The sequence below is a fragment of the Jiangella ureilytica genome, assembly GCF_004348545.1.
Classification (GTDB): domain Bacteria; phylum Actinomycetota; class Actinomycetes; order Jiangellales; family Jiangellaceae; genus Jiangella; species Jiangella ureilytica.
This window is the reverse complement of sequence record NZ_SMKL01000009.1, coordinates 78,982-101,901: the sequence shown is the minus strand read 5'-3', so window position 1 is coordinate 101,901 and position 22,920 is coordinate 78,982. Positions and strand designations below refer to the sequence as shown.

The 22,920-nt window shown below is 72.0% G+C and carries 15 protein-coding genes; all 15 read right to left on the bottom strand.

The genetic code is table 11. The annotated features are described in order from the left end of the window. Nucleotides 1–116: 116 nt before the first annotated feature. The gene (locus E1212_RS05940) at nt 117–1,076 is read right to left on the bottom strand and encodes a sugar phosphate isomerase/epimerase family protein (protein ID WP_131980301.1); all 960 of its coding nucleotides are present in this window, start codon (nt 1,074–1,076) and stop codon (nt 117–119) included. A 47-nt stretch (nt 1,077–1,123) separates the two neighbouring features. Continuing rightward, nucleotides 1,124–2,131, bottom strand: a complete 1,008-nt coding sequence (locus tag E1212_RS05935; RefSeq protein ID WP_131980299.1) for a sugar phosphate isomerase/epimerase family protein — start codon at nt 2,129–2,131, stop codon at nt 1,124–1,126. A 41-nt stretch (nt 2,132–2,172) separates the two neighbouring features. After that, on the bottom strand, nt 2,173–3,558 hold the full coding sequence (locus E1212_RS05930; RefSeq protein ID WP_131980297.1) for an alkaline phosphatase family protein: 1,386 nt from the start codon (nt 3,556–3,558) through the stop codon (nt 2,173–2,175). After that, complete coding sequence (gene eboE / locus E1212_RS05925) at nt 3,555–4,733, bottom strand: metabolite traffic protein EboE (protein ID WP_131980295.1); 1,179 nt, start codon at nt 4,731–4,733, stop codon at nt 3,555–3,557. The genes E1212_RS05930 and eboE overlap by 4 nt, the downstream gene beginning before the upstream one ends. 2 nt (nt 4,734–4,735) lie before the next feature. Next, the gene (locus tag E1212_RS05920) at nt 4,736–5,617 is read right to left on the bottom strand and encodes a TatD family hydrolase (protein ID WP_131980293.1); all 882 of its coding nucleotides are present in this window, start codon (nt 5,615–5,617) and stop codon (nt 4,736–4,738) included. Nucleotides 5,618–5,619: 2 nt separating this feature from the next. Continuing rightward, nucleotides 5,620–6,291: an EboA domain-containing protein gene (locus E1212_RS05915; RefSeq protein ID WP_131980291.1), complete on the bottom strand. Its 672-nt coding sequence runs from the start codon at nt 6,289–6,291 to the stop codon at nt 5,620–5,622. Then, a complete protein-coding gene (locus E1212_RS05910) occupies nt 6,288–7,175 on the bottom strand; it encodes a sugar phosphate isomerase/epimerase family protein (protein WP_131980289.1) in 888 nt (295 codons plus the stop codon). Before E1212_RS05910 ends, E1212_RS05915 begins: the two co-directional genes overlap by 4 nt. Continuing rightward, on the bottom strand, nt 7,172–8,263 hold the full coding sequence (locus tag E1212_RS05905; protein ID WP_131980287.1) for an SCO3242 family prenyltransferase: 1,092 nt from the start codon (nt 8,261–8,263) through the stop codon (nt 7,172–7,174). The genes E1212_RS05910 and E1212_RS05905 overlap by 4 nt, the downstream gene beginning before the upstream one ends. Beyond that, nucleotides 8,260–9,417 carry an inositol-3-phosphate synthase gene (locus tag E1212_RS05900; RefSeq protein ID WP_131980285.1) on the bottom strand — a complete coding sequence of 386 codons (1,158 nt, stop codon included), beginning with the start codon at nt 9,415–9,417 and terminating at the stop codon, nt 8,260–8,262. The genes E1212_RS05905 and E1212_RS05900 overlap by 4 nt, the downstream gene beginning before the upstream one ends. Before the next feature lie 249 nt (nt 9,418–9,666). After that, the gene (locus tag E1212_RS30705) at nt 9,667–15,960 is read right to left on the bottom strand and encodes a ThuA domain-containing protein (RefSeq protein ID WP_420814359.1); all 6,294 of its coding nucleotides are present in this window, start codon (nt 15,958–15,960) and stop codon (nt 9,667–9,669) included. A 228-nt stretch (nt 15,961–16,188) separates the two neighbouring features. Beyond that, on the bottom strand, nt 16,189–17,382 hold the full coding sequence (locus E1212_RS05890) for a Gfo/Idh/MocA family protein (protein WP_203416464.1): 1,194 nt from the start codon (nt 17,380–17,382) through the stop codon (nt 16,189–16,191). 108 nt (nt 17,383–17,490) lie between these two features. Next, nucleotides 17,491–18,567, bottom strand: coding sequence for a substrate-binding domain-containing protein (locus E1212_RS05885; RefSeq protein ID WP_131980283.1), 1,077 nt, complete (start codon nt 18,565–18,567; stop codon nt 17,491–17,493). Between the two features lie 107 nt (nt 18,568–18,674). Further along, entirely contained in the window at nt 18,675–19,760 is a 1,086-nt protein-coding gene (locus E1212_RS05880; RefSeq protein ID WP_238992258.1) for an ABC transporter permease, read from the bottom strand. Beyond that, the gene (locus E1212_RS05875; RefSeq protein ID WP_131980343.1) at nt 19,757–21,241 is read right to left on the bottom strand and encodes a sugar ABC transporter ATP-binding protein; all 1,485 of its coding nucleotides are present in this window, start codon (nt 21,239–21,241) and stop codon (nt 19,757–19,759) included. The genes E1212_RS05880 and E1212_RS05875 overlap by 4 nt, the downstream gene beginning before the upstream one ends. A 17-nt stretch (nt 21,242–21,258) precedes the next feature. Continuing rightward, a complete protein-coding gene (locus E1212_RS05870) occupies nt 21,259–22,524 on the bottom strand; it encodes an ROK family transcriptional regulator (protein ID WP_131980281.1) in 1,266 nt (421 codons plus the stop codon). Between the last annotated feature and the right edge of the window lie 396 nt (nt 22,525–22,920).

Genomic DNA, 22,920 nt, shown 5'->3' with positions numbered 1-22,920 from the left:
CCTCGGTCCCCCAAGTGTGCCCTGCCGACACGGCGCGGAGCTACCCTTTCGGCGAGACGAATGATCAACGGGGAGCGACGATCCCGGGTCGGATCGCCACTCCCCGTTGAATCGGCTCAGCGCATGCGCAACTCGCTGAGGTACCGGTAGCCGACCTCCGCCGTCTGCAACGGGGTGACGTCCGGGGTGTCGTTCTCGACGATGTACTCCAGCACGCGGTGCGCGCGGAAGATCTTCGCGAAGTCGATGTGCCCGGTGCCGAGGTCGGCCATGTCGCCGCCGTTCAGGTGGCGGTCCTTGACGTGGTACTGCAGCGTGCGCTGCCGCGCCTCGTCGATGACGTCGATGGCGAACTGCTCCGACTGCGCGACGGGGACGCCGCTGTTGATGCCGCCCGTCACCGCCCAGTAGAGGTCGACCTCGAGATGGACCAGCTTCGGGTCCAGCTCCGACGTCAGCACCTCCCACGGGGTCACGCCGCCGCCGAGGTCGGTCGTGAACTCGTGCGCGTGGTTGTGGTAGCCGTAGCGCAGCCCGTACCGCCGCGCCAGCGCCGCCTCCTCGTTCATCTGCTCGGCCCACAGCTGCCAGTCGGACAGGCTCTCCGACGCCAGGTAGGGAACGACGATGAACCGCTGCCCCAGCGTGGCGGCGTTCTCGAGCTTCGCCTCCAGCGACGCGCGGTCGGGGCTGATGCCGTCGTGGCTCGACGTGCACGAGATGCCGATCTCGTCGTAGAAGTCGCGCAGCTGCTCGGCGGTGCGGCCGAAGTAGCCGAGGGCCTGTTCGACCTTCGTGTAGCCGTAGTCGGCGATGGAGCGCAGCGTCGAGTCGAAGAGCGCCCCGGGGGCCAGCGCGTCACGCACCGTCCACAACTGGATGCTGATGGCGCCGCGCGGCACGATCTTGCGGCCCGTGGGCCTGGCGTCGGCCGAGGCGGGCACCGTGCCGGCGAGACCGCCGGCCAGCACACCGCCGGCGGCCGCGGCGGCACCGAGGAGGAAGCGGCGCCGGCCCAGACCGCGGCGGGCCAGCGACTCGTCCAGGGCCCGGTCGCCGTCGTATCCGTAACACATCGTCGTGCTCCTTTCCGGGGGGTGGTACAGGTGGTGCTGCGGAGGTCTTATTCGCTGGAGCTGAACGCCGCGTCGAACGCCGCGTCGGGGGCGTCGAACAGGCGCGACTTCACGAACTCCAGGGCCTCGGGGGCGCCGCGCAGCCGGTCCATGCCGGCGTCCTCCCACTCGACGGAGATGGGGCCGTCGTAGCCGATGGCGTTGAGCATGCGGAACGACTGCTCCCACGGCACGTCGCCGTGGCCGGTGGACACGAAGTCCCAGCCCCGCCGCGGGTCGGCCCACGGCAGGTGCGAGCTCAGCCGGCCGTTGCGGCCGTTGCCGAGCTGCTTCTTCGTGTCCTTGCAGTCGACGTGGTAGATGCGGTCGCGGAAGTCCCACAGGAAGGCGACGGGGTCGAGGTCCTGCCAGACCATGTGGCTGGGGTCCCAGTTGAGGCCGAACGCCTCGCGGTGCCCGATGGCCTCGAGCGTCTTCACCGTCGTCCAGTAGTCGTAGGCGATCTCCGACGGGTGCACCTCGTGCGCGAACCGCACGCCGACCTCGTCGTACACGTCGAGGATCGGGTTCCAGCGGTCGGCGAAGTCGCGGTATCCGGCCTCGATCATGTCGTCCGACGCCGGCGGGAACATCGCGACGTACTTCCAGATGGCCGAGCCGGTGAAGCCGACGACGGTGTTCACGCCCAGCCGGGCGGCCGCGCGCGCCGTCACCTTCATCTCCTCTGCGGCACGCTGGCGCACGCCCTCCGGCTCGCCGTCGCCCCAGATGCGGTCCGGCAGGATCCCCCGGTGCCGCTCGTCGATGGGGTCGTCGCAGACGGCCTGCCCCTTGAGGTGGTTGGAGATCGTCCAGACCTTCAGGCCGTTCTTCTCGAGGATGTCCAGCCGCGACTTCACGTATGCGTCGTCCTCGGCGGCCTTCCAGACGTCGAGGTGATCGCCCCAGCAGGCGATCTCGAGGCCGTCGTAGCCCCATTCGCCGGCCAGCCGGGCGACCTCTTCGAACGGCAGGTCGGCCCACTGCCCGGTGAAGAGGGTGATCGGTCGTGCCATCGTGTCGTCTCCTTCGTGCGTCGGTACGGTTGCGCGCTCTGCTAGCGGTTCCGGGCAGGGGTGCCGATGCCGGCCAGGTCGAGCATCAGGTCGCGGACGTCGGTGGCGGCCAGCTGGTCGCGGGCCGCCGCCGGGTCGCTGCACAGCAGCACCGGCCCGTCGGCGGCGTCGTCGGGCAGCCGGCCGTGCGTGCCGCGGACCCACTGCCCGTCCAGCGGCACGACGTTCATCGCATAGCGCAGGCCCAGCTTCTTCTTCGCGAGGTTGCCGCCCGCGCGCAGCTTGACCCGCGGGTCGGCGGGGTCGAGGAACAGCTCGGCGGGGTCGTATCCGGGCTTGCGGTGGATCTCGACGCCGCGGGCGAAGTCGGGGGCGCGGTCATCGTGCAGCCAGTAGTAGTAGGTGAACCAGGCGCCGAGGTCGGCCACGAGCACCAGCTCGCCGGAGCGCTCGTGGTCGAGGCCGTACTCGCGCTGCGCCTCCTTGTCCAGGACGAGGTCGACCCCCGGCAGCGCCTCGCACCGCTCCCGGACGGCGTCGAGGTCGGCCGGGTCGCGGACGTAGACGTGCGCCACCTGGTGGTCGGCGACGGCGAACGCGCGCGACGCCCACGGGTCGAGGTACTCCATGCCGGCCTGCGTGTAGACCTCGAGCAGCCCGGCCTGGCGCAGCGCCCGGTTCACGTGCACGGGCCGGCTGGCCGGGCCGATGCCGTACTCACTGAGGGCGACGACGGTGACACCTTGGTTCCGTGCGTCGTCGAGCAGGGGTCCCAGCACACGGTCGACGTCGCGGGCGGCGGCGACGGCCTGCGGGCTGTGCGGGCCGAAGCGCTGCAGGTCGTAGTCGAGGTGCGGGACGTAGGCCAGCGTGAGGTCGGCCTGCGGCATCAGCCGGCGGGTCGCCTGGACGATCCACTCGCTGGACTTGATCGACGCCGTCGGACCCCAGTACTGGAACAACGGGAAGTCGCCCAGCACGCCGGTCAGCTCGTCGTGCAGTGCCGGCGGCCGGGTGTAGCAGTCCGGCGACTTGCGCCCGTCGGCGTGGTAGATCGGCCGCGGGGTGACCGTCCAGTCGGTGTCGGCGCCCATGGCGTACCACCAGCAGACGTTCGCGACCGAGTACCCGGGCTGCGCCTTGCGGGCGGTGTCCCAGACCTTCTCGCCCTGCACCAGCCGGTTGTGCTGCCGCCACAGGTACACCTCGCCGAGGTCGCGGAAGTACCAGCCGTTCCCGACGATGCCGTGGTCACGCGGCATCGCGCCGGTGAGGAACGTCGACTGCACCGAGCAGGTCACGGCCGGCAGGACGGTGCCCAGCGACGCCTGCCAGCCCTCCCCGGCGATCGCCCGCAGGTTCGGGGTGTGCTCCAGCAGCCGCGGCGTCAGGCCGACGACGTCGAGCACGAGCAGCTTGTTGGTCACGCGATCTCCTCCATACCGATCTCCGCCATCCGGTCGGCGACCCAGCGCAGCTCCGCCGCCAGCCCGGCCACCAGTCCGTCCGGGCCGTCCGGCCGGCGCCCCTCGGGGAGCACCGACCACGTGTACGTCTCGACCTCGACGTGGTCGGTCAGCGCCCGCTCGCCGCCGAAGAGCCCGCGCAGGGTCGCCGCCAGGTGGTCCTGGGTGGATGTCAGCGGCGGCTCGGGCTGCTCGTGCACGGGGACGTGGAAGTGCACCCGCCACGGCCCGTCGCCGGGGAACGCGGCCGACGACAGCGCGGCCGGCAGGTCGTCGGCGCTGACGACCTGCCCGCCACGGGTGAGCGCCCGAGTCTGGTGCAGGAACCGGTCCTCGGCGTACGCCGCGAGCGCCCGCCGGGCCGCGGGGTCGGCCGGGTCGGCGACCTCGAGCGCGGCCGACGCCTGGGTTTTGACGACCGGGAGCCCGGCGGCCGCGAGCGTGCCCAGCGCCCGCTCCGGCTCCTCGAACTGGGTCGCCAGGTGGCAGGCGTCGAGGCAGACGCCGATCCGCTCGGTGTCGACGGCGCTCAGCTGGGCCGCCGCGCCGTCGATGGTCTCGATGACGCAGCCCGGCTCCGGCTCCAGCGCGACCCGGACCGTCCGCCCGGTCTCGGCCTCGAGCTTGGCCAGCCCTTCGGCCAGCCGGGCCAGCCGGTCCGCCGCGAGGCCGCGCCGGGCGTCGTCCCACGGTGTGCGCCAGGCCAGCGGCAGGCTCGACACACTGCCGCGGACGGCGTCGTCGGGCAGCAGCATCGCCAGCACCCGGGCGCAGTCGAGCGTGTACGCGAGCCGCTCCGCCGTCAGCCAGTCCGGGTGGTAGACGGCCAGCTTGACCCGCGGGTCGTGGAAGCCCTGGTACGGGAAGGCGTTGAGCGTGACGACCTCGAGCCCCCCGGCGGCCAGCGCCGTGCGCAGCCGGTCGAGGTCGGCGCGGCCGGACTCCGACGCCAGCCGCGCGACCACCGGCGCCGGCAGCCACAGGCCGAGGCCCAGCCGGGACACACCCAGCCGCGAACGGGTACCGGCACCGTACCGCGCGACCTGGTCGAGCAGCGCCTCGACGTCCTGCGTCGGGTGGACGTTCGTGCAGTACGCGAGGTGGACGACGGTGCCGTCGGCATGGCGGAACCGCATGCTCAGGCCTCCACGGCGTCCGGTCGCTGTCCGCGCAAGACGGAATTGCCCTGGAACGTCGCCGTCCGCTCGGTCCCGGCGAGGTCGACCTCGTCGAGCAGGAGCCGGCCGCTCTGCCCGTAGAACGCGACCGGGTTCTGCCATAGCACCTTGTCGACGTCGTCGGCGCTGAACTCCTCGGCGAGCATGGCCCGGCCGGTCTTGACCGTCTTCAGCGGGTCGCTGTGCCCCCAGTCGGCGGCGGAGTTGACGATCATCCGGTCCAGCCCGCGGTCGGCCAGGATGCGGACCATCCGGTGCTCGTCCATCTTGGTGTCCGGGTAGATCGAGAACCCCATCCAGCAGCCGGAGTCGGCGACCATGCCGACGGTGGTCTCGTTGAGGTGGTCGACCAGCACCCGCTCCGGCGGCAGCCCGCTCGCCGCCACCAGCTCCAGCGTGCGCCGGGTCCCGGCGGCCTTGTCGCGGTGCGGCGTGTGCACCAGGACGGGCAGGTCGTGCTCGCCGGCCAGCTCCAGCTGGCGGACGAACACCTTCTCCTCGTCGTCGGTCATCGAGTCGAAGCCGAGCTCCCCGACCGCCACGACGCCGTCCTTCGCGAGGTAGCGCGGCAGCACCTCGAGCACGCCGTGGCAGCGCGGGTCGTTGGCCTCCTTCGGGTTCAGCGCGAGCGTGCAGTGGTGCCGGATGCCGAACTGCGCGGCCCGGAACCGCTCCCAGCCGAGCAGCGCGTCGAAATAGTCGACGAACGAGCCGACGGAGGTGCGCGGCTGGCCCAGCCAGAACGCCGGCTCGGTGACGGCCCGCACGCCGGCGGCGTACATGCGCTGATAGTCGTCGGTGGTGCGCGACGTCATGTGGATGTGGGGGTCGAAGATGCGCATCGTCAGTCCTCCTCGGAGGGGACGGGGAACCGGCCGGCCACGGCTTCGGGATGACGGCCGAGGATGCGCCAGGCGTCGGTGGGGACGGACCGACCCGCGGCCGCCCGCTCGTTGCCGTAGTCGGCGACCATGCGGGCCAGCTCCTCGTCGGTGCGGGCGTCGAGGTCGGCGACGGCGTCCAGCGGCACGCCGACGAACAGGCACTTCAGCACGCCCTGCCGCCAGGACGCGGCGTCGAGGTGCCGGGCGGCGTACGGGCCGAGCGCCGCGGCGACCAGCCGGACGTCGTTGGTGCGCAGTGCGTCGGCCACCAGCGGCAGCCCGGCGTCGGCGATGTCCAGGACGGGCAGCGCCCGCAGCACGGCCCGTTTCTCGTCGGCGTCGCCGAACCGGTACAGCTGGCCGACCTCGTCGACGAGCCTGCCCGGCTCCTCGCTCCAGGCGTCCGCGGCGGCCACCAGCAGCGCCGTCCGGGCCTCGTCCTCCAGGCGCGGGCTGCGCAGCCCGTCCGGGTCGGCCGGGTTGGAAGGTCCGCGGGCCACCGTGCGGGCGACCGCGGGGAACAGCACCGAGATCCGTGCCGGGTCCGCCTCGACCTCCGCGACCAGCGCGGCCAGCCGCCCCCGGGCGGCGTCGTCGAGGTGCGGAGCCGTGCGTTCGATCGTCGCGCTCATGATGTTGCCTCCTCTCCCCCGTGTCCCGTACGTGTGGCGAGTGCCTGCGCCTCGGCGGCGCGCAGGACGTCCAGCGATCTCCGAGCGACGGCGGGCGCGGCGTGCCCGTGCCGCGGCAGCTCGACGGCGGCGAGCCCTCCGTACCCGACGTCGATGAGCGCGCCCAGCGCCGCCGGCAGGTCGACCTCGCCCTCGCCGAACTCCAGATGCTCGTGCACGCCCTCGACCATGTCGTCGAGCTGCACGTTCGCCAGCAGGTCCCCGGCCTGGTGGACGCAGTCGGCGACGGTGCCCGTCTCGTTCGCGACGACGTGTCCGATGTCGAGCGTGACCCGCAGGCCCTCGGGGTCGCCGAGGCGCTTGCGCAGCTCGAGCACCCCGGCGACGGTGTCGACGAACATCCCCGGCTCCGGCTCGAACGCGCAGACCATGCCGCGCCGGTCCGCCTCCTCGAGCACCGCCGCGACGCCGGACGTCACCCGCCGCCAGCCCTCGTCGGTACTGACACCGCCGGGCAGGGTGCCGGACCAGAACGACACGGCCTCGGCGCCCAGCTCGGCGCCGATGCGGACCGCCCGGCACAGCAGGTCGACCCGGCGCTCCCGCCCGGCGTCGGAGACCAGGTTCGGCTCGTGCTTGCGCCACGGGTCGAGCACGTACCGGGCGCCGGTCTCGATGACGACGGCGAGGTCCAGCTCCGCCAGCCGCTGCCCGACGGCGATGGTGCGGGCGGACAGGTTCGGCGCGTACGGGTCCAGGTGCGGGTGGTCGACGGTGAGGGCGACGCCCTCGTAGCCGAGACCGGCGATGACGGCGAGCGCGTCGTCCAGCCGATGGCTACCGAACCCGTTGGTCCCGTAGCCGAATCTGAGAGACCCGCTCATGTCGGCGACACCACCTTCGAGAGCGCCCGGACGGCCGGCCCGATCCCGACGACGGCGCCGGCCAGCACGACCGCCCCGGCCCGGGCCAGCAACGCCGACTGCAGCGGGATGACGCCGCGCACCCCGGCCCCGGTGGCGGAGCGGACGGTGGCGGCGTCGGGCTGCCTGGCCGCGCCCAGCTGCGCCCGGCCCACGGTCGCCGCGTACACCCCGGCGAATCCGGCGGCCGCCAGCCCGCGGGCCGAACCCGCAGGTAGGAACCGCCTGTTGCCCCGCTGGAGGTCTGCGGTCGTGTCCGACGGCAAAGCGCTCACGCGCGTGAGAGGTCTGCGGTCGGAACCGACGGCAGAGCTCCAGCGCGACGAACGGTCCGGGGCGACGGCGGACAGAGCCGGGTGGACGGCGGACAGAGCCGGGTGGACCGCGGACAGAGCCGGGCCGACGGACCGGACAGAGGCGGCGCCTGATGGCACCGCGGCCCGGCGGAGGGCCGGCAGCGCGGCGGCGAGCGACGCCGCCGCCGTCGCACCGACCGCGAACCGGCCCGACGACGGCGACGCGCCGTGGACCTCGCCGCGGCTGAGCACCGTCACGCCGGCGGTGTGCACCGCGACCGCCAGCGCGGGCAGCGCAGCGGCGCGTTCCCGCCCGCCCGCGCCGAGCAGCACGTCGAGCCCCCGGGCCGCCGCCATGGCGACGGGGCCGGCTGGTGTCGGCTTGACCAGCAGGTCGTACGCCCACACCGTCGCCGCCAGCGGGACCGCGACCCGCAGCGCCGGCCGTCCGCCGGCGGCCGCCGCCAAGCCGAGGCCGGCCGCCGTCAGCCCGGCCGCCAGTCCCAGGGCCTGCGACGGCGTGACCCGGCCGGACGGGATCGGGCGTTCCGGCCGCTCCAGCCTGTCCAGGTCGCGGTCGGCGTAGTCGTTGAGGGCCATGCCGGCCCAGTAGAGGCAGGCCGAGGCGAGCGGCGTGACCGCGGTCCGGGCCCCGTACGGGAACCCGGCCGCGGCCGCGCCGGCCAGCGAGTCGCCCGGCACCGTGAGCGCCGCGGGCGCCCGCACCAGTTCGACGACGTCGCGGAACCTCATAGGGCGCCCTGGCCCGCCCGCGCACACCAGTCCGCCAGCGCCGCCCACTGCGTGCTGAGCGCGTGCACGTCGCTGCCGGCGGGGTCCTTGAAGAAGAACCCGAACTCCTGGACCGGTCCGGCGGCGCCCAGCTCGTGCGCTCGCGCGACCAGCCGGACGAGGTCCAGGACCAGCGGCGCGGCCAGCGAGGAGTCGCAGCCGGACCAGGTGAACTGCATGGTCATACGGGTGCCCAGGAAGCCCTCGAACGACACCAGGTCCCAGGCGGTCTTCCAGTCGCCGAGGTCGGGCACGTAGTCGATGTGCAGCGGCCCGTCGACCGGGTGCCCGAGGATCGCCTCGAGGCCGTTCGCCTTGGTGGCGATCTTGCTGGCCGCGTTGGTCGGGTCGGCGAGCGTCTGCCCGTCGCCGCCGCCCAGCAGGTTGACCGACGACCAGGAGCGCACCTTCAGCGCGCGCATCGCGAACATCGGCCCGAGCACGGTCTTGACCAGGGTCTCGCCGGTCTTGGCGTCGGACCCGGCCCACGGCACGCCCCGCTCGAGAGCCAGCGCCAGCAGCGCCGGCACCCGCGGCCCCGGGCTGGGGGTGAACGCGACGTACGGGCAACCGGCCTTGAACGCCGCGTAGGCGTAGAGCGAGCTGCCGGGCAGCGGCGACCGGCCCGCGTCCAGCGCCGCCTCGAGCGCGTCGATCGACGCCAGGGCCGGCTCGTCGCCGTCGACCGGCGGCTCGGTGCTGGAGACGTCGACGACGACCACGCGGTCGAGGCCGTGGTCGTCGCGGAACGCCCGCAGCTCGGCCTCGACCCGGTCCGCCGCCGAGCGCTGCGTCCCCTGGCCGGCGATGACGCCCGGCCGGATCCGCTCGTCGGCGGCGGCCAGGTCGCCGGCCAGGACGGTGGCCAGCGCGGGCGGGAAGACCCCGCCCGCGCTCAGTTCCTCGGCCCGCTTGCCCAGCGTTCCCTCGGCGACCTCGTGGCCGCCGATGACGACGCCGTCGAGCGGCGCGAGCCCGGCCGCCGCGACCTCCGGCAGCTCCGACACCATGCCGGTGTGCCCGGCGAGCCGGGACCGGATGGCCAGCAGCCCTACGGTGGTCGTGGTGGCCACGGAGCCACGGGCCCCGACGAACCAGATGCCGACGCCGCTCATGCGCCCGCCCCCTCGACCGTGATCGAACCGGTCACGAAGGTGGCGCCCCGGTGCCGGCGCGGAGCGCGTCGCTCCGGCACCGGGGCCGGGAACCGGCTAGTGCCGGCTCCCCGTCGACCACGAGAGCCCGGCCCGTCGATCCGGGGCAGGGCCGAGGTGCCCTGGTCGCGGGTTCCGTTCCGGCGCGGTGCGCCGGGCGGCAGGTGAACTCTCATGGTGACGTCTCCTCTTCAGGGGGGTGGAGGACGGTTACTCGGTGGCGGGCAACTCCCTGCCCTCTGTACGGACGGGGTCGCCGTCGAGACGTCCCGTTCCGGCCAGATCTTCACCGCCATTGGCCCGGACGCCCGCGGCCGCCTGCCGGGGGGTGCCGCCGAGCCGGATGATCATCGCGTCGGCGTCCCGCAGCAGGGTGTTCTTCGCCCCCGCGTCGGTGACCTTGGCGTTGACGGTGCTCTTGAACGCCTCCAGCGCGATCACGGCCCGGTCCTCGCGGCCCATGCCCTCCTGACGGCGGGCGGTGGCCAGCGACTTCTGCAGGTCCTTGGCCACCTGCGACGTGATCGTGCCGGCCGTCTGGAACTGGGTGATCAGGCTCTCCATGTCGGCGAACGACGTGGTGGAGAAGAACACCACTTCCTGGACGGTGCTGTTGCCGGCCGAGTCGGTCGCCTCGACGACCAGCTCGTGCAGGCCCAGCGGGATGGCGTGCAGCCGGATGACGGCGCCGGACTGGATGGCCGCGCCGTCGAGCGTCCCGGTGACGGTCACCGGTCCGTTGTCGGTCGCCGTCCAGGTGACGGTCAGGTTCTGGCTGTCGCCGTAGAGCTGGCCGTGCGCGATGCCGCTGACCGAGAGGACCGGCGCCGACCCGTCGACGGTGACGGTGACCGCCTTGGTGTCCTCGACGTTGCCGGCGGCGTCGGTGGAGCGGTACAGCAGCTCGTGCTCGCCGTCGCCGCTCACGTTCACCGGGCCGTCGTACGCGGTCCAGTCGCCGCCGTCGAGCGCCCACTCGGTGACCTCGACGCCGGAGGTGGCGTCGGTGGCCGCGAGCGTGACGTCGACGGAGCTGCCGGCGCCGTCGCCGAGCGTGGCGGTGGTGACCGGCGGAGTGGCGTCCTTGCGGACGGTGGCCGCCACCGGCTCGGACACGTTGCCGGCCGCGTCGGTGCCGCGGAACTCCAGCGCGTGCTCGCCGTCGGCGTCGACCACGACCCCGCCGGTGTACGGCGTCCAGTCGCCGCCGCCGATGCGGTAGTCGAGGGCGACCTCGCCGCCACCGTCGTCGGACCCGACCGCCGTGACGGTGACCGGGCCGGTCCACCAGCCGTTCTGGCCGGTCGGCTCGGCCGGGTCGAGGGTGACCTCGACCGCCGGCGCCGTCTCGTCGACGAGCTCCTGGATGCGGATGTTGCGGAAGTAGTTCTGGTCCGCCGCACCGTGGTTCTGGATGCCGATGAAGCTGGGCTGGTTCATCCGGTTCGGGTCGGTGTCGGTGTAGTCGTTGATCAGCTCACCGTTGAGGTAGACCCGGATCCGGTCGCCCTGGACCACGATCTCGTACTCGTTCCACTCCCCCGGCGGGTTCAGGGCGGCGTCGCGAGCGGCCTGGTCGGCGCCTTGGAACGCGTAGATCGCACCGGTGGTGCGGTCGGCGGCGTCCGTGGCGTCGATCTGGATCTCGTGGCCCTGGTTGACGGCGACCCACGGGTCGTCGCCCGGGTCCGGGAACCCGACGAAGACACCGGAGTTGTCGTCGCCCGGCATCATCCAGTCCAGCTTGAGGCTGTAGTCCTCGTAGGAGTCGGCCGCGTACCAGTACAGGCCCATGCCGCCCTCGGACAGCAGGGTGCAGTCCTCGGTCAGCGCGAACCCGCCGGGACCGGCCATCTCCCAGCCTTCGAGGCTGGCCTCGGTGCCGTCGAAGAGGCTCGTGTAGCCCTCCTCGGGCGCCGTCGGCTCGCACACCTCCTGGCCGCCGGTGACGCGGAAGTACTCGTACGTCACCGTCTGCGGCTCCGACTGCGAGGTGCCGATGGCGAACAGGCCGACCCGCACGTCGCCGGACGACAGCGCGGTGTTGGTGACCGCCTCGCCCAGCTGGGTCCAGGTCTGGCCGTCGGCGCTGTAGGCGCCGGTGTAGCTGTCGCCGGACCGGGACAGCCGCAGGTGCCACACGCCCTGGGTGAGCGCGGTGACCTGGGGCTGCGGGTTCTGGATGACGGCGCCGACCTCGCTGCGCAGCTCGATGCGGCGCGCCACCGGCTGGCCGGCCGGGTTGTCGACCACGAAGTCGAACTTGACGTAGTTGTCGTCGTCGCCGTGGACGATCAGGCCGCCCTGCTGGTACTGCTCGACCAGCGCGGACGCGTCGACCTGCGTCTCGATGGTCCACTCGTCGCCCTCGGGCGCCGGCTGGAGCATGAAGTTCCCCGGCAGCGGGTCGGTGTTGCCGGTGTAGATGTCGCCGTTCGGGGTGTCGATCTCCAGCTTGCCGCCGGCGACCCGGTAGGCCGTCTCGTCCGGCCGCAGCACGGTCCAGCGGCAGCCGTCGAGCGTCGATCCGGCGAACTCGTCGTTCGGCTCCGGCGCCGTGGCGGTGTCGTCGGGCGTGATGTGGAACGAGTCGAACTGCACCTCGGTGACCGGCTGACCGGTGCCGGCCAGCGCGACCAGGCCGATCTTCGGGTCGTTGATGCCGGCCAGGCTCTTCGTCTGCGGCATCTCGGTGAAGTTCACGCCGTCGGAGCTGTACGCGGCGCGCAGGTTGCTGCCGTCGCTGATGTAGCGCACCCAGACGGTGTCGGGGTAGGCCGCACCCAGGTTGGCGGTGTTGCTCTCGCCGACCTCGTTGGGCGCCCCGTTCTCCTCGCGGATGAACTGGAAGATGCGCGCGGCCGGGTTGGTGGTGCCGGTGTCGCGGCCCTCGAGCACCATCTTGGCGTAGTTGTCGTCGTCGCCGTAGATGATCAGGCCGGCCTGCTGGTAGGCCCGGTAGGCCTGCATGGTCAGCTTCGCGGTCGCCGTGAACGGCCCGTCCGGCAGGTCCTGCAGGACGATGTTCGGCGTGTTCGTGTTGTTGGTGCCGTAGATGTCGGTGCTCGTCGTCGGCAGCACGAGGTGGCCGTCCTCGATCACGAGATCCTGGTTCTCACGGATCACCGTGGTCCAGCGGTCGCGGTTCAGCGAGGTGCCGTCGAACCCGTCGGAGCGCCCGTCCAGGCAGACCGGCGGCTCCGAGACGTCCGGCTCGACCTCGATGCTGACGTGCTCGGTCGCCGCGGCGCCGCGCGCGTCGGTCACCGTCACGGAGGCGTCGTAGGTGCCCGCCTCGGTGTAGATGTGCGACGCCGTCGGGCCGGTGGCCGTGCCGCCGTCGCCGAAGACCCACGCGTACGTGAGCGGGTCGTCGCCCTCGGGGTCGGTGGCGCTGGCCTCGAAGGCGACCTCGAGCGGGACGGTCCCGCTGGTCGGGGTCGCGGTGAGCTCGAGGTCGGGCCGCTGATTGTCGGTGACGCCCTTGCCGTCGAAGTCGATCCAGTTGACGTTCAGGCCGCCGGAGACGTTGACGAAGTACAGCGGGCCGCTGTCGTCGGCGGTCTCGCCGCTGACCTCGCCCGTGAAGTAGTCGTAGGTCTGCCAGGCGCCCGTGGGCTCGACGACGATGGTGGCCACCGTCGAGCCGGTCGGCGAGCCGGTGCGCACCTCGACCGTCGACGCGCCGGTGGGCGTCGCCGCCCGCAGCGTGATGCTGTCGATGTTGGTGAGGTTCATCGGCTCCCAGGCCCACCAGTCGCCGGGCTCGATGAAGCCGATGTTCTGGGTGCCGCCCAGGACGTCGCCGGTGGTCTCGCGCTGCACGCCCGGGTCGCCGCCCGACGTGGAGCCCGGCAGCCGGCCGGTGAGGTCGAAGTGCTCGGCCTCGCGCCGCTTCGGCTGCAGGATCAGGACCTCCTGGCTGGTCAGCGGGCTGACATTCGGAGCGCCGTTGTCGGTGTAGGTGACGGTGACGGTGCCGAAGATGTTCGCTCCGACGTGGCCGGAGTCGCCGGGCAGCGGGAACACCCCTTCGCAGCCGAAGTACTCGGCGTACTCGTGGGAGTGCTCGTCGTGCCCGAGCGCCGGCTGGGTGACGATCCGCGGGCACTCGCCCTGGCCGTCCTCGGCATCGGTGGCGCTCACCTCGTAGCGAATGGTGTCGCCGAACTCGAAGAACCCGCCGTTCGGCGGCCACGCGACGTCGACCTCGGGGGCGGTGTTGCCGGCCGCGATCTCGACGTTCGCGACGTCCTGCAGACCGTCGCCGTCGGTGACGGTGAGCGCGACGGTGTAGTCGCCGGCTGTGGTGTACGTGTACGACGCCTCCGCCTCGGTGGAGTCGGTGGTGCCGTCGCCGTCGAAGTCCCAGGCGTAGGTGATCGGCCCGCCCTCGGGGTCGATCGACGCGGTGCCGTCGAAGGCCACCTCGAGCGGCAGCGGGCCGGAGGTCGCGCTGGCGTCGATGCGGGCCACCGGGGCGCGCGTGCCCTGGACGTAGTCGATGCGGTAGACGCCGGAGTCGGCGTTGTTGCCGCCGAAGCCGCTGCCCCACTCGATGACGTACAGCGCGCCGTCGGGGCCCCACTGCAGCGCGTGCGGCCGGGCGAACGGCCAGTCCGGGAAGACCGCGTTGATGTCCGTGACGTCGGAGCCGGTCTCGTCGAGCTGGAACGAGTACAGGTTGCCCTGGTTCCATTCGGCGAAGATGGCCTTGCCGTCCCAGTACGCCGGCCACTTGCGGTCCGACACCAGGTCGGGGTCGTAGCGGTAGACGCCGCCGGCCATCGGGGCGCCGCCGCCGCCGATCTCGGGGTACAGCGGGTTGGTGGAGTAGCCGTACCAGACCTCCGCCTCGATGGCGGCCGGCAGCTGGGTCAGGCCGGTGTTGTTCGGCGAGTCGTTCACCGGCGCGCCGCAGTCGAACGCCGCGCCGGACTGGCCGGTTGCGAAGTCGTAGTCGATGTACGGGGTGTTGTTGCCGACGCAGTACGGCCAGCCGTAGAAGCCGGGCTGATCGACGATGTTCCACTCGACCCGGCCGTCGGGCCCACGGGTGGGGCTGGCCGCGCTGTTGTCGGGACCGTAGTCGGCAACCAGGAGCTTGTTCGTCGCCGGGTCCAGGCCGATGCGGAACGGGTTGCGGAAGCCCATCGCGAAGATCTCCGGACGGGTCTGTGCCGTGCCGGGCGGGAACAGGTTGCCCGCCGGGACGGTGTAGCCGCCGCCGTCGGACGGGGTGATCCGCAGCACCTTGCCGCTGAGGCTGTTGGTGTTCGCCGAGGTGCGCTGGGCGTCCCAGAGCGCGCGGCCGGGCCTCTCGTCGATCGGGGCGTAACCGTCGGACGCGAACGGGTTGGTGTTGTCCCCGGTGGTGAGGTACAGGTTGCCCTCGGTGTCGAACTCGAGGGCACCGCCGGCGTGGCAGCACTCGACCCGGTTGGTCGGGTACTCGATGATGACGGTCTCGCTCGCCAGGTCCAGCGTCTCGCCGGTGAGGGTGAACCTCGACACCCGGTCGATCGCCGCGCTCCCCGTCGGGGCATAGGTGAGGTAGATCCAGCCGTTCGTCGTGAAGTCCGGGTCCAGGGCGATGCCCATGAGGCCGAACTCCTGGCCCGTGTACACGCTCAGTGTGCCGACGGTGGTGGCCGAGCCGTCCGGCCGGATGAGCCGGACCGCGCCGTTGCGGTCGATGTAGAAGACCCGCCCGTCGTCGGCGACCGCCAGCTCCATCGGGTTGCTGGTGGTGTCGTCGAGCGTCACCTTCTCGAGGCTGCCCGGCTGGCTGGCCGCACAGTCGGCCGGGGTGACGCCCGCGGCGGTCTCGATGCCGCCGAGCAGCATCTGCAGGAAATCCGGCTCGGAGTAGGACTCGATGGTGTGGCCGAGGCCGGTGTACCAGGAGCGGCCGCCGTCGTAGTCGTGGCACCAGGTGATGGGGTGGTCCGCCCCCATGGCGCCGCCGCCCGGCGAGTAGGACTTCTCGTCCAGCGACGTCAGCACGTGCACGTCGCTGCGCGGGTTCGACTGGTAGTTGTACCACTCGTCGAAGCGCGACCAGAGCGGATCGAGGTGCTGGGTCGACGGGTGCGCCGGGTCCTCCACCTTGACCGTCGCGGTCTGGTTCTGCGGGTGGCTGGCGAAGTAGGCGCCGACCAGCTCGCCGTACCAGGGCCAGCTGTACTCGGTGTCGGACGCGGAGTGGATGCCCGCGTAGCCGCCGCCGGCCTGGATGTAGCGCTCGAACGCGGCCTGCTGGTCGGCGTTGAGGACGTCACCGGTGGTGGACAGCCAGACGACGGCGTCGTACTGGGCGAGGTTGGCGTCGGTGAACGCCGCGGCGTCCTCGGTCGCGGTGACGTCGAACTCGTGCTGGACGCCCAGCTGCTGGATCGCCGCGATGCCCGCGGGGATCGAGTCGTGCCGGAAGCCCGCCGTCTTCGAGAACACCAGGATCGAGTAGCCGCCGTGGCCCGGATGGGCCGCAGCCTGAGGCGCCATGGCGGCGACCGCCAGCGGCACCGCCGTCACGACGGCGACACCTGCAGCCAATAATCGACGCGCCCATCTCCGGGTGCGCTGCGTGGGATGACTCACCACAGTCTCCTCTGACTGTCGGGAACGGGACGTGCGCTCCGTGCCGGGGATCGGCCCCCCGTGGTACTTCGGCCCTCGCAAGTGCTGCGGGTGTTTCGGTGTCGTGCCGGCCGGTGCCGGTCCGCTCGTTTCTCAGGCGGGTGCGGGCACCTCCGTCCATGCGCTGCCCGCGGCCGCGCTGTCCTCGACGGCGGCCAGGATCCGCTGGATGTTGAGCCCGTCGGCGAACGACGGCGCCGGGTCGCGACCTTCGGCGATCGCCGTCAGCAGGTCGACGGCCTGGTGCGTGAAGGCGTGCTCGTAGCCGAGCCCGTGCCCAGCCGGCCACCACGCGCTCACGTACGGGTGGCTGGGCTCGGTGACCAGAACGCGCTTGAAGCCGGCGACGCGGGCGTCCTCGGTGCTGTCGTAGACGTTGAGGACGTTCATGTCCTCGAAGTCGAACGCCAGGCTGCCGTTGGACCCGTTGATCTCGATGCGGATGGCGTTCTTGCGCCCGGACGCGAACCGGGTCGCCTCGTACGTCGCCACCGCTCCCCCGGTGAACCGGGCCAGGAAGACCGCGGTGTCGTCGACGGTGACCTCGCCCAGCTTGGCCGCGACCGGCGCGCTGCCGGCGAGACCGGTGAACGACTCGGGCACCGGACGCTCCCTGACGAACGTCTCGAGGATCGCGCTGACCCCGGTGATGCGCTCACCGGTGATGTACTGCGTCAGGTCGATGATGTGCGCCCCGATGTCGCCTAGCGCGCCGGAGCCGGCCTTCTCCTTCTGCAGCCGCCACGACAACGGCACATCGGGGTCGGCGATCCAGTCCTGCAGGTACTGGGCGCGCACGTGGTGGATCCGGCCGACGCGGCCCTCGGCCACCAGCTGCCGGGCCAGCGCGATGGCGGGGACCCGCCGGTAGGTGAAGCCGACCAGGCTGCGCACGCCCGACTCCGCCGCCTTCTCCGCGGCCGCCACCATGGCCTCGGCCTCGGCGACGGTGTTGGCCAGTGGCTTCTCGCAGAGGACGTGCTTGCCGGCCTCGAGTGCCGCGATCGCGATCTCGGCGTGGGTGTCGCCGGGTGTGCAGACGTCGACGAGCCCGACGTCGTCGCGCGCGACGAGCTGCCGCCAGTCGGTCTCGACACTCTCCCAGCCGAACCGTCTGGCGACGTCGCCGGCCGCTTCGGCGTTCCGGCCGCCCAGCGCGACGAGGCGCGGGACGATCGGCACGTCGAAGAAGCTCGGAGCGTTGCGCCAGGCCTGGGAGTGGGCCGCCCCCATGAACGCGTAGCCCACCATGCCGATGCCGAGAGCCGGCGTGTCGTCAACCGTCATGTGCGTTGCCTTCCGTTGTGTGCCCCCGTTGGTGACGGGCGAGGAGGTGTGGCGGGATCGGCGCCGACCCCGCCACTCCTCTTCTACCCGTCCTGGATTCCAGACCTGTCAGGACTCGAAGCCCAGGTGCAGGTAGTCCTCGACGTTGTCGGCGTTCACGACCGGCGCGTTGAGCACGATGCGGCGCGGCACCTCGACCTGGACCAGGTCCGACATCCCCTTGTTCTGCGCGATCAGCCGGGCGAGGCGGATGCCGTCGGCGGCCTGGGTCGGCGGGTAGAGAATGGTCGCCTCCATCTCGCCGTCCTGGATCCACTGCATCGCGTTCGCGGAACCGGCGCCGCCGATGAAGAAGAACTCGTCGCGGCCGGCGTTGTCGAACGCCTGCTTCACGCCGACGCCCTGGTCGTCGTCGTGGTTCCAGATGATGTCGATCTGCGGCGCGGCCTGCAGCAGGTTCGCGGCCTGCTCCTCGCCGGACTCGACGGTGAACTCGGCGGCGACGCGGTTGTCGACCTCCTGGCCGCAGGCCTCGAGTGCCTCGGCGAAGCCACGGGACCGGTCCTGGGTCAGCGGCAGCGAGTCGATGCCGGCGATCTCGGCGATCACCGGGTCGGCGATGCCGTTCTCCTCGATCAACTGGCAGGCGTAGGTGCCGGCCGAGATGCCCATGCCGTGGTTGTCGCCGAGGATGGTGGCGCGGGCGGCGAACGGGCTGGAGAACTCGCGGTCGACGTTGACGACCGGGATCCCGGCCTCCATGGCACGGATGGCCACCTCGGTGAGCTGGGCGCCGTCTGTCGGCAGCAGCACGATCGCGTCGACGCCCTCGTTGATGAACGTCTCGATCTGGCTGATCTGCAGGTTGGCGTCGTTGGTGCCCTCGGCGGTGCGCAGCTCGACGTCCTCGTAACTCTCGGCCTCGGCGATGGCGGAGTCGTTGACGGCGGCCAGCCAGCCGTGGTCGGCCTCGGGGCCGGAGAAGCCGATGACGACGGTCTCGCCCGGCTCGTCGTTGCCGCTGCCGCCGTCGCCGTCGTCCCCGCCGCCGGTCTCGGCGGCGGCCGGCTGGTCCTCTTCCTCCGGCTCGTTGCTGGTGCAGCCCACTACGAAGGCCCCGGCCGCGAACACGGCGGCCATCGAGGTCAGCAACCGGCGTCGCGGCCGATTCGTGCGTACGGACATGGGTATCTCCTCGTCATCGGTTCGGTTCCCGGACAGCCCGTCCGGTGGGTGCGCTCTTGGGGGTGAGTGGGGGATGACGGGGCCGCGCGGTCCGGCGGCCCCGCACGTCAGCTCGAGTCTGCGCTCCGGACGGAGACCCGCTGCTGCAGGAGGACGGCGATCACGATGATCGCGCCCTTGGCGACGGCTTGGGTGGAGCTGTCGAGGTTGTTCAGCGTGAACACGTTCGTCAGCGTGGTGAAGATCAGGACCCCGATGATGGTGCCGACGATGGTGCCACGGCCGCCGGTGAGCAGCGTCCCGCCGATGACGACGGCGGCGATCGCATCGAGCTCGTACAGCTGGCCGTGGGTCCCGCTGCCGGTGCCGGTGCGGGCGGTCAGCATGATCCCGGCGATGCCGCAGGCCAGGCCCAGCACCACGTACAGCAGGACGGTGTGGCGCTTGACCGCGATGCCGGCGAGCCGGGCCGCCGTCGCGTTGCCGCCGACGGCGATGGTGCGCCGGCCGAACGTGGTGCGGTTGAGCAGCACCCAGCCGATGGTGCTGACCGCGGCGAAGATCCAGACGAGCACCGGGATGCCGAGGAACTCGCCGTTGATGGTGTCGACCAGCCCGCGGACGTCCACGAGCTGCGTGCGCTTCTCGGAGATGATCTCGGCCAGGCCGCGGGCGGCGGCGAACATCGCCAGCGTGGCGATGAACGGCGCCATCCCCCCGTAGGCGATGAGGATCCCGTTGACCAGCCCGCAGCCGACGCCGACGGCGCAGGCCACGAACACCATGAGCAGCCAGTGGGTATCTTCGGCCATCGTCTGGGTGGCCAGGGTGGTGGCCCAGACCGACGAGAGCGCGACGATGGCGCCGACAGAGAGGTCGATGCCGCCGCCGATGATCACGAACGTCATGCCGATGCTGACCACGCCGATGATGGAGGCGAACCGCAAGATCGTCACCATGTTGTCGGTGTCGACGAAACGATCGCCGGCGGTGAAGGCGCCCACGGCGCACAGCACGAGCAGCGCCAGGATCAGGCCGAGGTTCCGGCCGAAGGGGCTGCTCATGAACCGGACGAAGCCGGATCGGGTCTCGCCCTCCTCCGCCGCGGCAGCCTCGATGCGGCGATGCTCGTCGGCGGGTGGTGTGGTGGCCGTCGCGCCTGCCGGCGGCGACGCCGGCGTCTGGTCGCTCACGCTGCGCTCCCTTCCATCACCAGGTCGAGGACCCGGTGCTCATCGATGTCGTCGGCCGGCCCGGTGTGCACGACGACGCCTTCCCGCAGGACCAGCACCCGGTCGGCCAGGCCGAGCACCTCGGGAACCTCGCTGCTCACCAGGACGACGGCGACGCCCTCGTCCGCGAGCCGGCGGACGAGCGCGTAGATCTCACTGCGCGCCCCCACGTCGACCCCTCGCGTCGGCTCGTCGAGCAGCAGCACCCGGCACTCCCGGAGCAGCCACCTGGCGAGAACCACCTTCTGCTGGTTGCCGCCCGACAGAGTGCGGACGGCCCGCTCGACGCCCGTCGGGCGCACGTCGAGCGACTTCACGTGCTCGCTGGCGGCGCGCTTCTCGCTGCCGCGGTTGATGAAGCCGCCGCGGGAGAAGCGCCCCATGGTCGCCAGGCTGACGTTGCGGTAGACGGCCTCGTCGAGCAGCAGCCCCTGGCTCTTGCGCTCCTCGGGGCACAGCCCGACGCCGGCTCCGACGGCAGCCCGCACACGCCCGTTGCGCAGCTGCTTGCCGTCGACGGTGACGGTGCCGGCGGTGGCCCTGCGGGCGCCGTAGATGGTCTCGAGGATCTCCGACCGGCCGGAGCCGACGAGGCCCGCCAGCCCCACGATCTCGCCGGCCCGGACCTCGAAGTCGACGCCGCTGAACGCGCGGCCCGACGCCAGATTCTCGACCGAGAGCACGACCGTGCCGTCGCCGTCGCGCGAGACGCGGGGCGGGAAGACGTACTCGATGTCGCGGCCGGTCATCAGCCGGGTGAGCTCACGGGTCGGGGTGTCGCGGGCCGGCAGGCCGGTGGCGACGGTGCGGCCGTCCTTGAGGACGGTGACGCGGTCGCCGACCTGGCGGATCTCCTCGAGCCGGTGCGAGATGTAGACGACGGCGACGCCCTCGGACTGCAGGTCGCGGATGACCTTGAACAGCCGGGCGACCTCTTCCTGATCAAGGACCGCCGACGGCTCGTCCATGATGATCAGCTTGACGTCGTGCGAGAGCGCCCGGGCCATGCTGACGACCTGCTTGCCGGCCGCCGACAGCGTGCCCAGCTCGCGGCGCGGCGAGATCTCGGAGTGGCCGAGCCGGGCCAGCAGCGCGGCGGCCTGCTTCTGCGTCTCGCCGCGGTGGGCGAACCCGGCCGAGGACAACTCGTGGCCCAGGTAGATGTTCTCGGCGACGGTGAGGCCGTCGACGAGGTCGAGCTCCTGGTAGATGGTCGCGATGCCGTGTTTCATGGCCGAGAGTGGCGTAGTGAGCCTGATCTCCTCGCCCTGCCAGCGGATCTCGCCCTCGTCGGGCTGGTGGGCGCCGGACAGCACCTTGATCAGGGTCGACTTGCCGGCGCCGTTCTGGCCGAGCAGGCAGTGCACCTCGCCGGCGCGGACCTCGAGGTCGACGCCGTCGAGCGCCCGCACGCCGGGGAACGCCTTGACGATGCCGCTCATCTGGAGCAACGGGTCGCTCACGCCATACCTCCGGGGATTGGGGTGGGGACGGGGTCGGCAGCCGCCGTTCCCACCGCGGCGGGGTCGGTGAACACGGCGTCGAGTGCGACGTGCGCGCCGCCGCGGCAGGCAGCCGTGAACCCCAGCGAGGACAGCTCGATGCGGCAGCCTCCGCGGGCCGGGGCGACGACGCGCTTGTCGAGCTCGGTCTCCATGACCGGCAGGAAGAACTCACCCAGCTCGGCGAAGTAGCCGCCGAGCACGATGACCCGCGGGTTGAACAGGTTGACCAGGATGGCAGCGCCCAGCCCGAGACCGGTGCCGACCGCCTCGATGCCGCGCAGCGTGCGGCCGTCGCCCAGGGCGGCGCGGCGGCGGATCTCGGCCAGCCGCACCTCGAGGTCGACGGACGGGTCGGTGACGGGGTCGTCGGGGTCGGCGACCTCGCGCAGCAGCGCCGCCAGCCCGACCGACGTCTCCCAGCAGCCGAGCTTGCCGCAGCCGCAGCGGTGGGCGGGGTCGCCGATGGGCATGTGCCCGATCTCGCCGCCGTAGCCCTCGGTGCCGCGCAGCAGCACGCCGTCGGAGATGACGCCGCCGCCGACGCCGGTCTCGCCGGTGACGTAGACGAGGTCGAGCGTGCCGGCCGACGTGCCCATGGTGTACTCGGCCAGCGCGCTGAGGTTGGCGTCGTTGTCGACCCGGATGATCGCGGCCGGGCCGGCGAGGCGGGCGGCGAGCTCGTCGGCGATGCGCACCTCGCGCCAGCCGACGTTGGGGGCGTGCCGCAGCACCCCGGGCGCGGTCTCGACCATGCCCGGGATGCCGACCGTGATGCCGGCGACGTCGTGCCCCCGGGCCGCGGCGTCGTCGACGGCGGCCGCGATGACGGCCGCGAGCTCGTCCAGCGTGCTGTCCACGCCCAGGCGCGGGACGTCGAGCGGGGTGCGGACGTAGCTGACCTCCTCGCCGCGCAGGTCGAGCACGAGGACCGCGACGTAGTCGACGTTGACCTCGGCGCCCAGGCCGCAGATGCGCCCGTCGATCTCGACGGTCTGCCCGGGCCGGCCGACCCCGCCGCCGCGCTCGACGACGCCGTCGCGCACGAGGCCCAGCTCGGCCAGCTCGGCGATCAGGCTGGAGACGGTGGCCTTGTTGAGCCCGGTGTCGGCCGCGATGCGCGCCCGAGAGCGCGGGCCCGCGTCGCGCAGGTCGCGCAGGACCATCGCGAGGTTGTGGCGGCGCAGGAACACCTGATCGGCGGGCGCGGAGCTGTCACTCATGCGCGCCCCCTCTCGCTGCGTGACCTGCGTCACGAGTGTTCGTCGGATGGGACAACAAACTAGGAAGCGCGGCCACTCAAGGTCAAGGGTTACGAACGAGTTTCTTCGGGTGACCAGCCGATGACATGACGGCGCCGGCCCCGAGCCGTGGGCGGTGCAGAGCGGTTCGGCGATCCGGTCCATACCAGGCCAAATAATCCCTGAGCTGCAGTTTGACCAGGTCGGCCAACAAACTCCGGCGCGTCCGTGAGCGCTCACATCCGTGAGGTCACGGTTCGGCAACATCCGGCGACCGGACGACAGAAGGGTCAGCAGCAAACCGATGTTTGGCGCATCCTCGCGTTGGACTTCCGACTTTCATTGGACAAAGTTGACCGTTTCAACAGCACGGCCGGG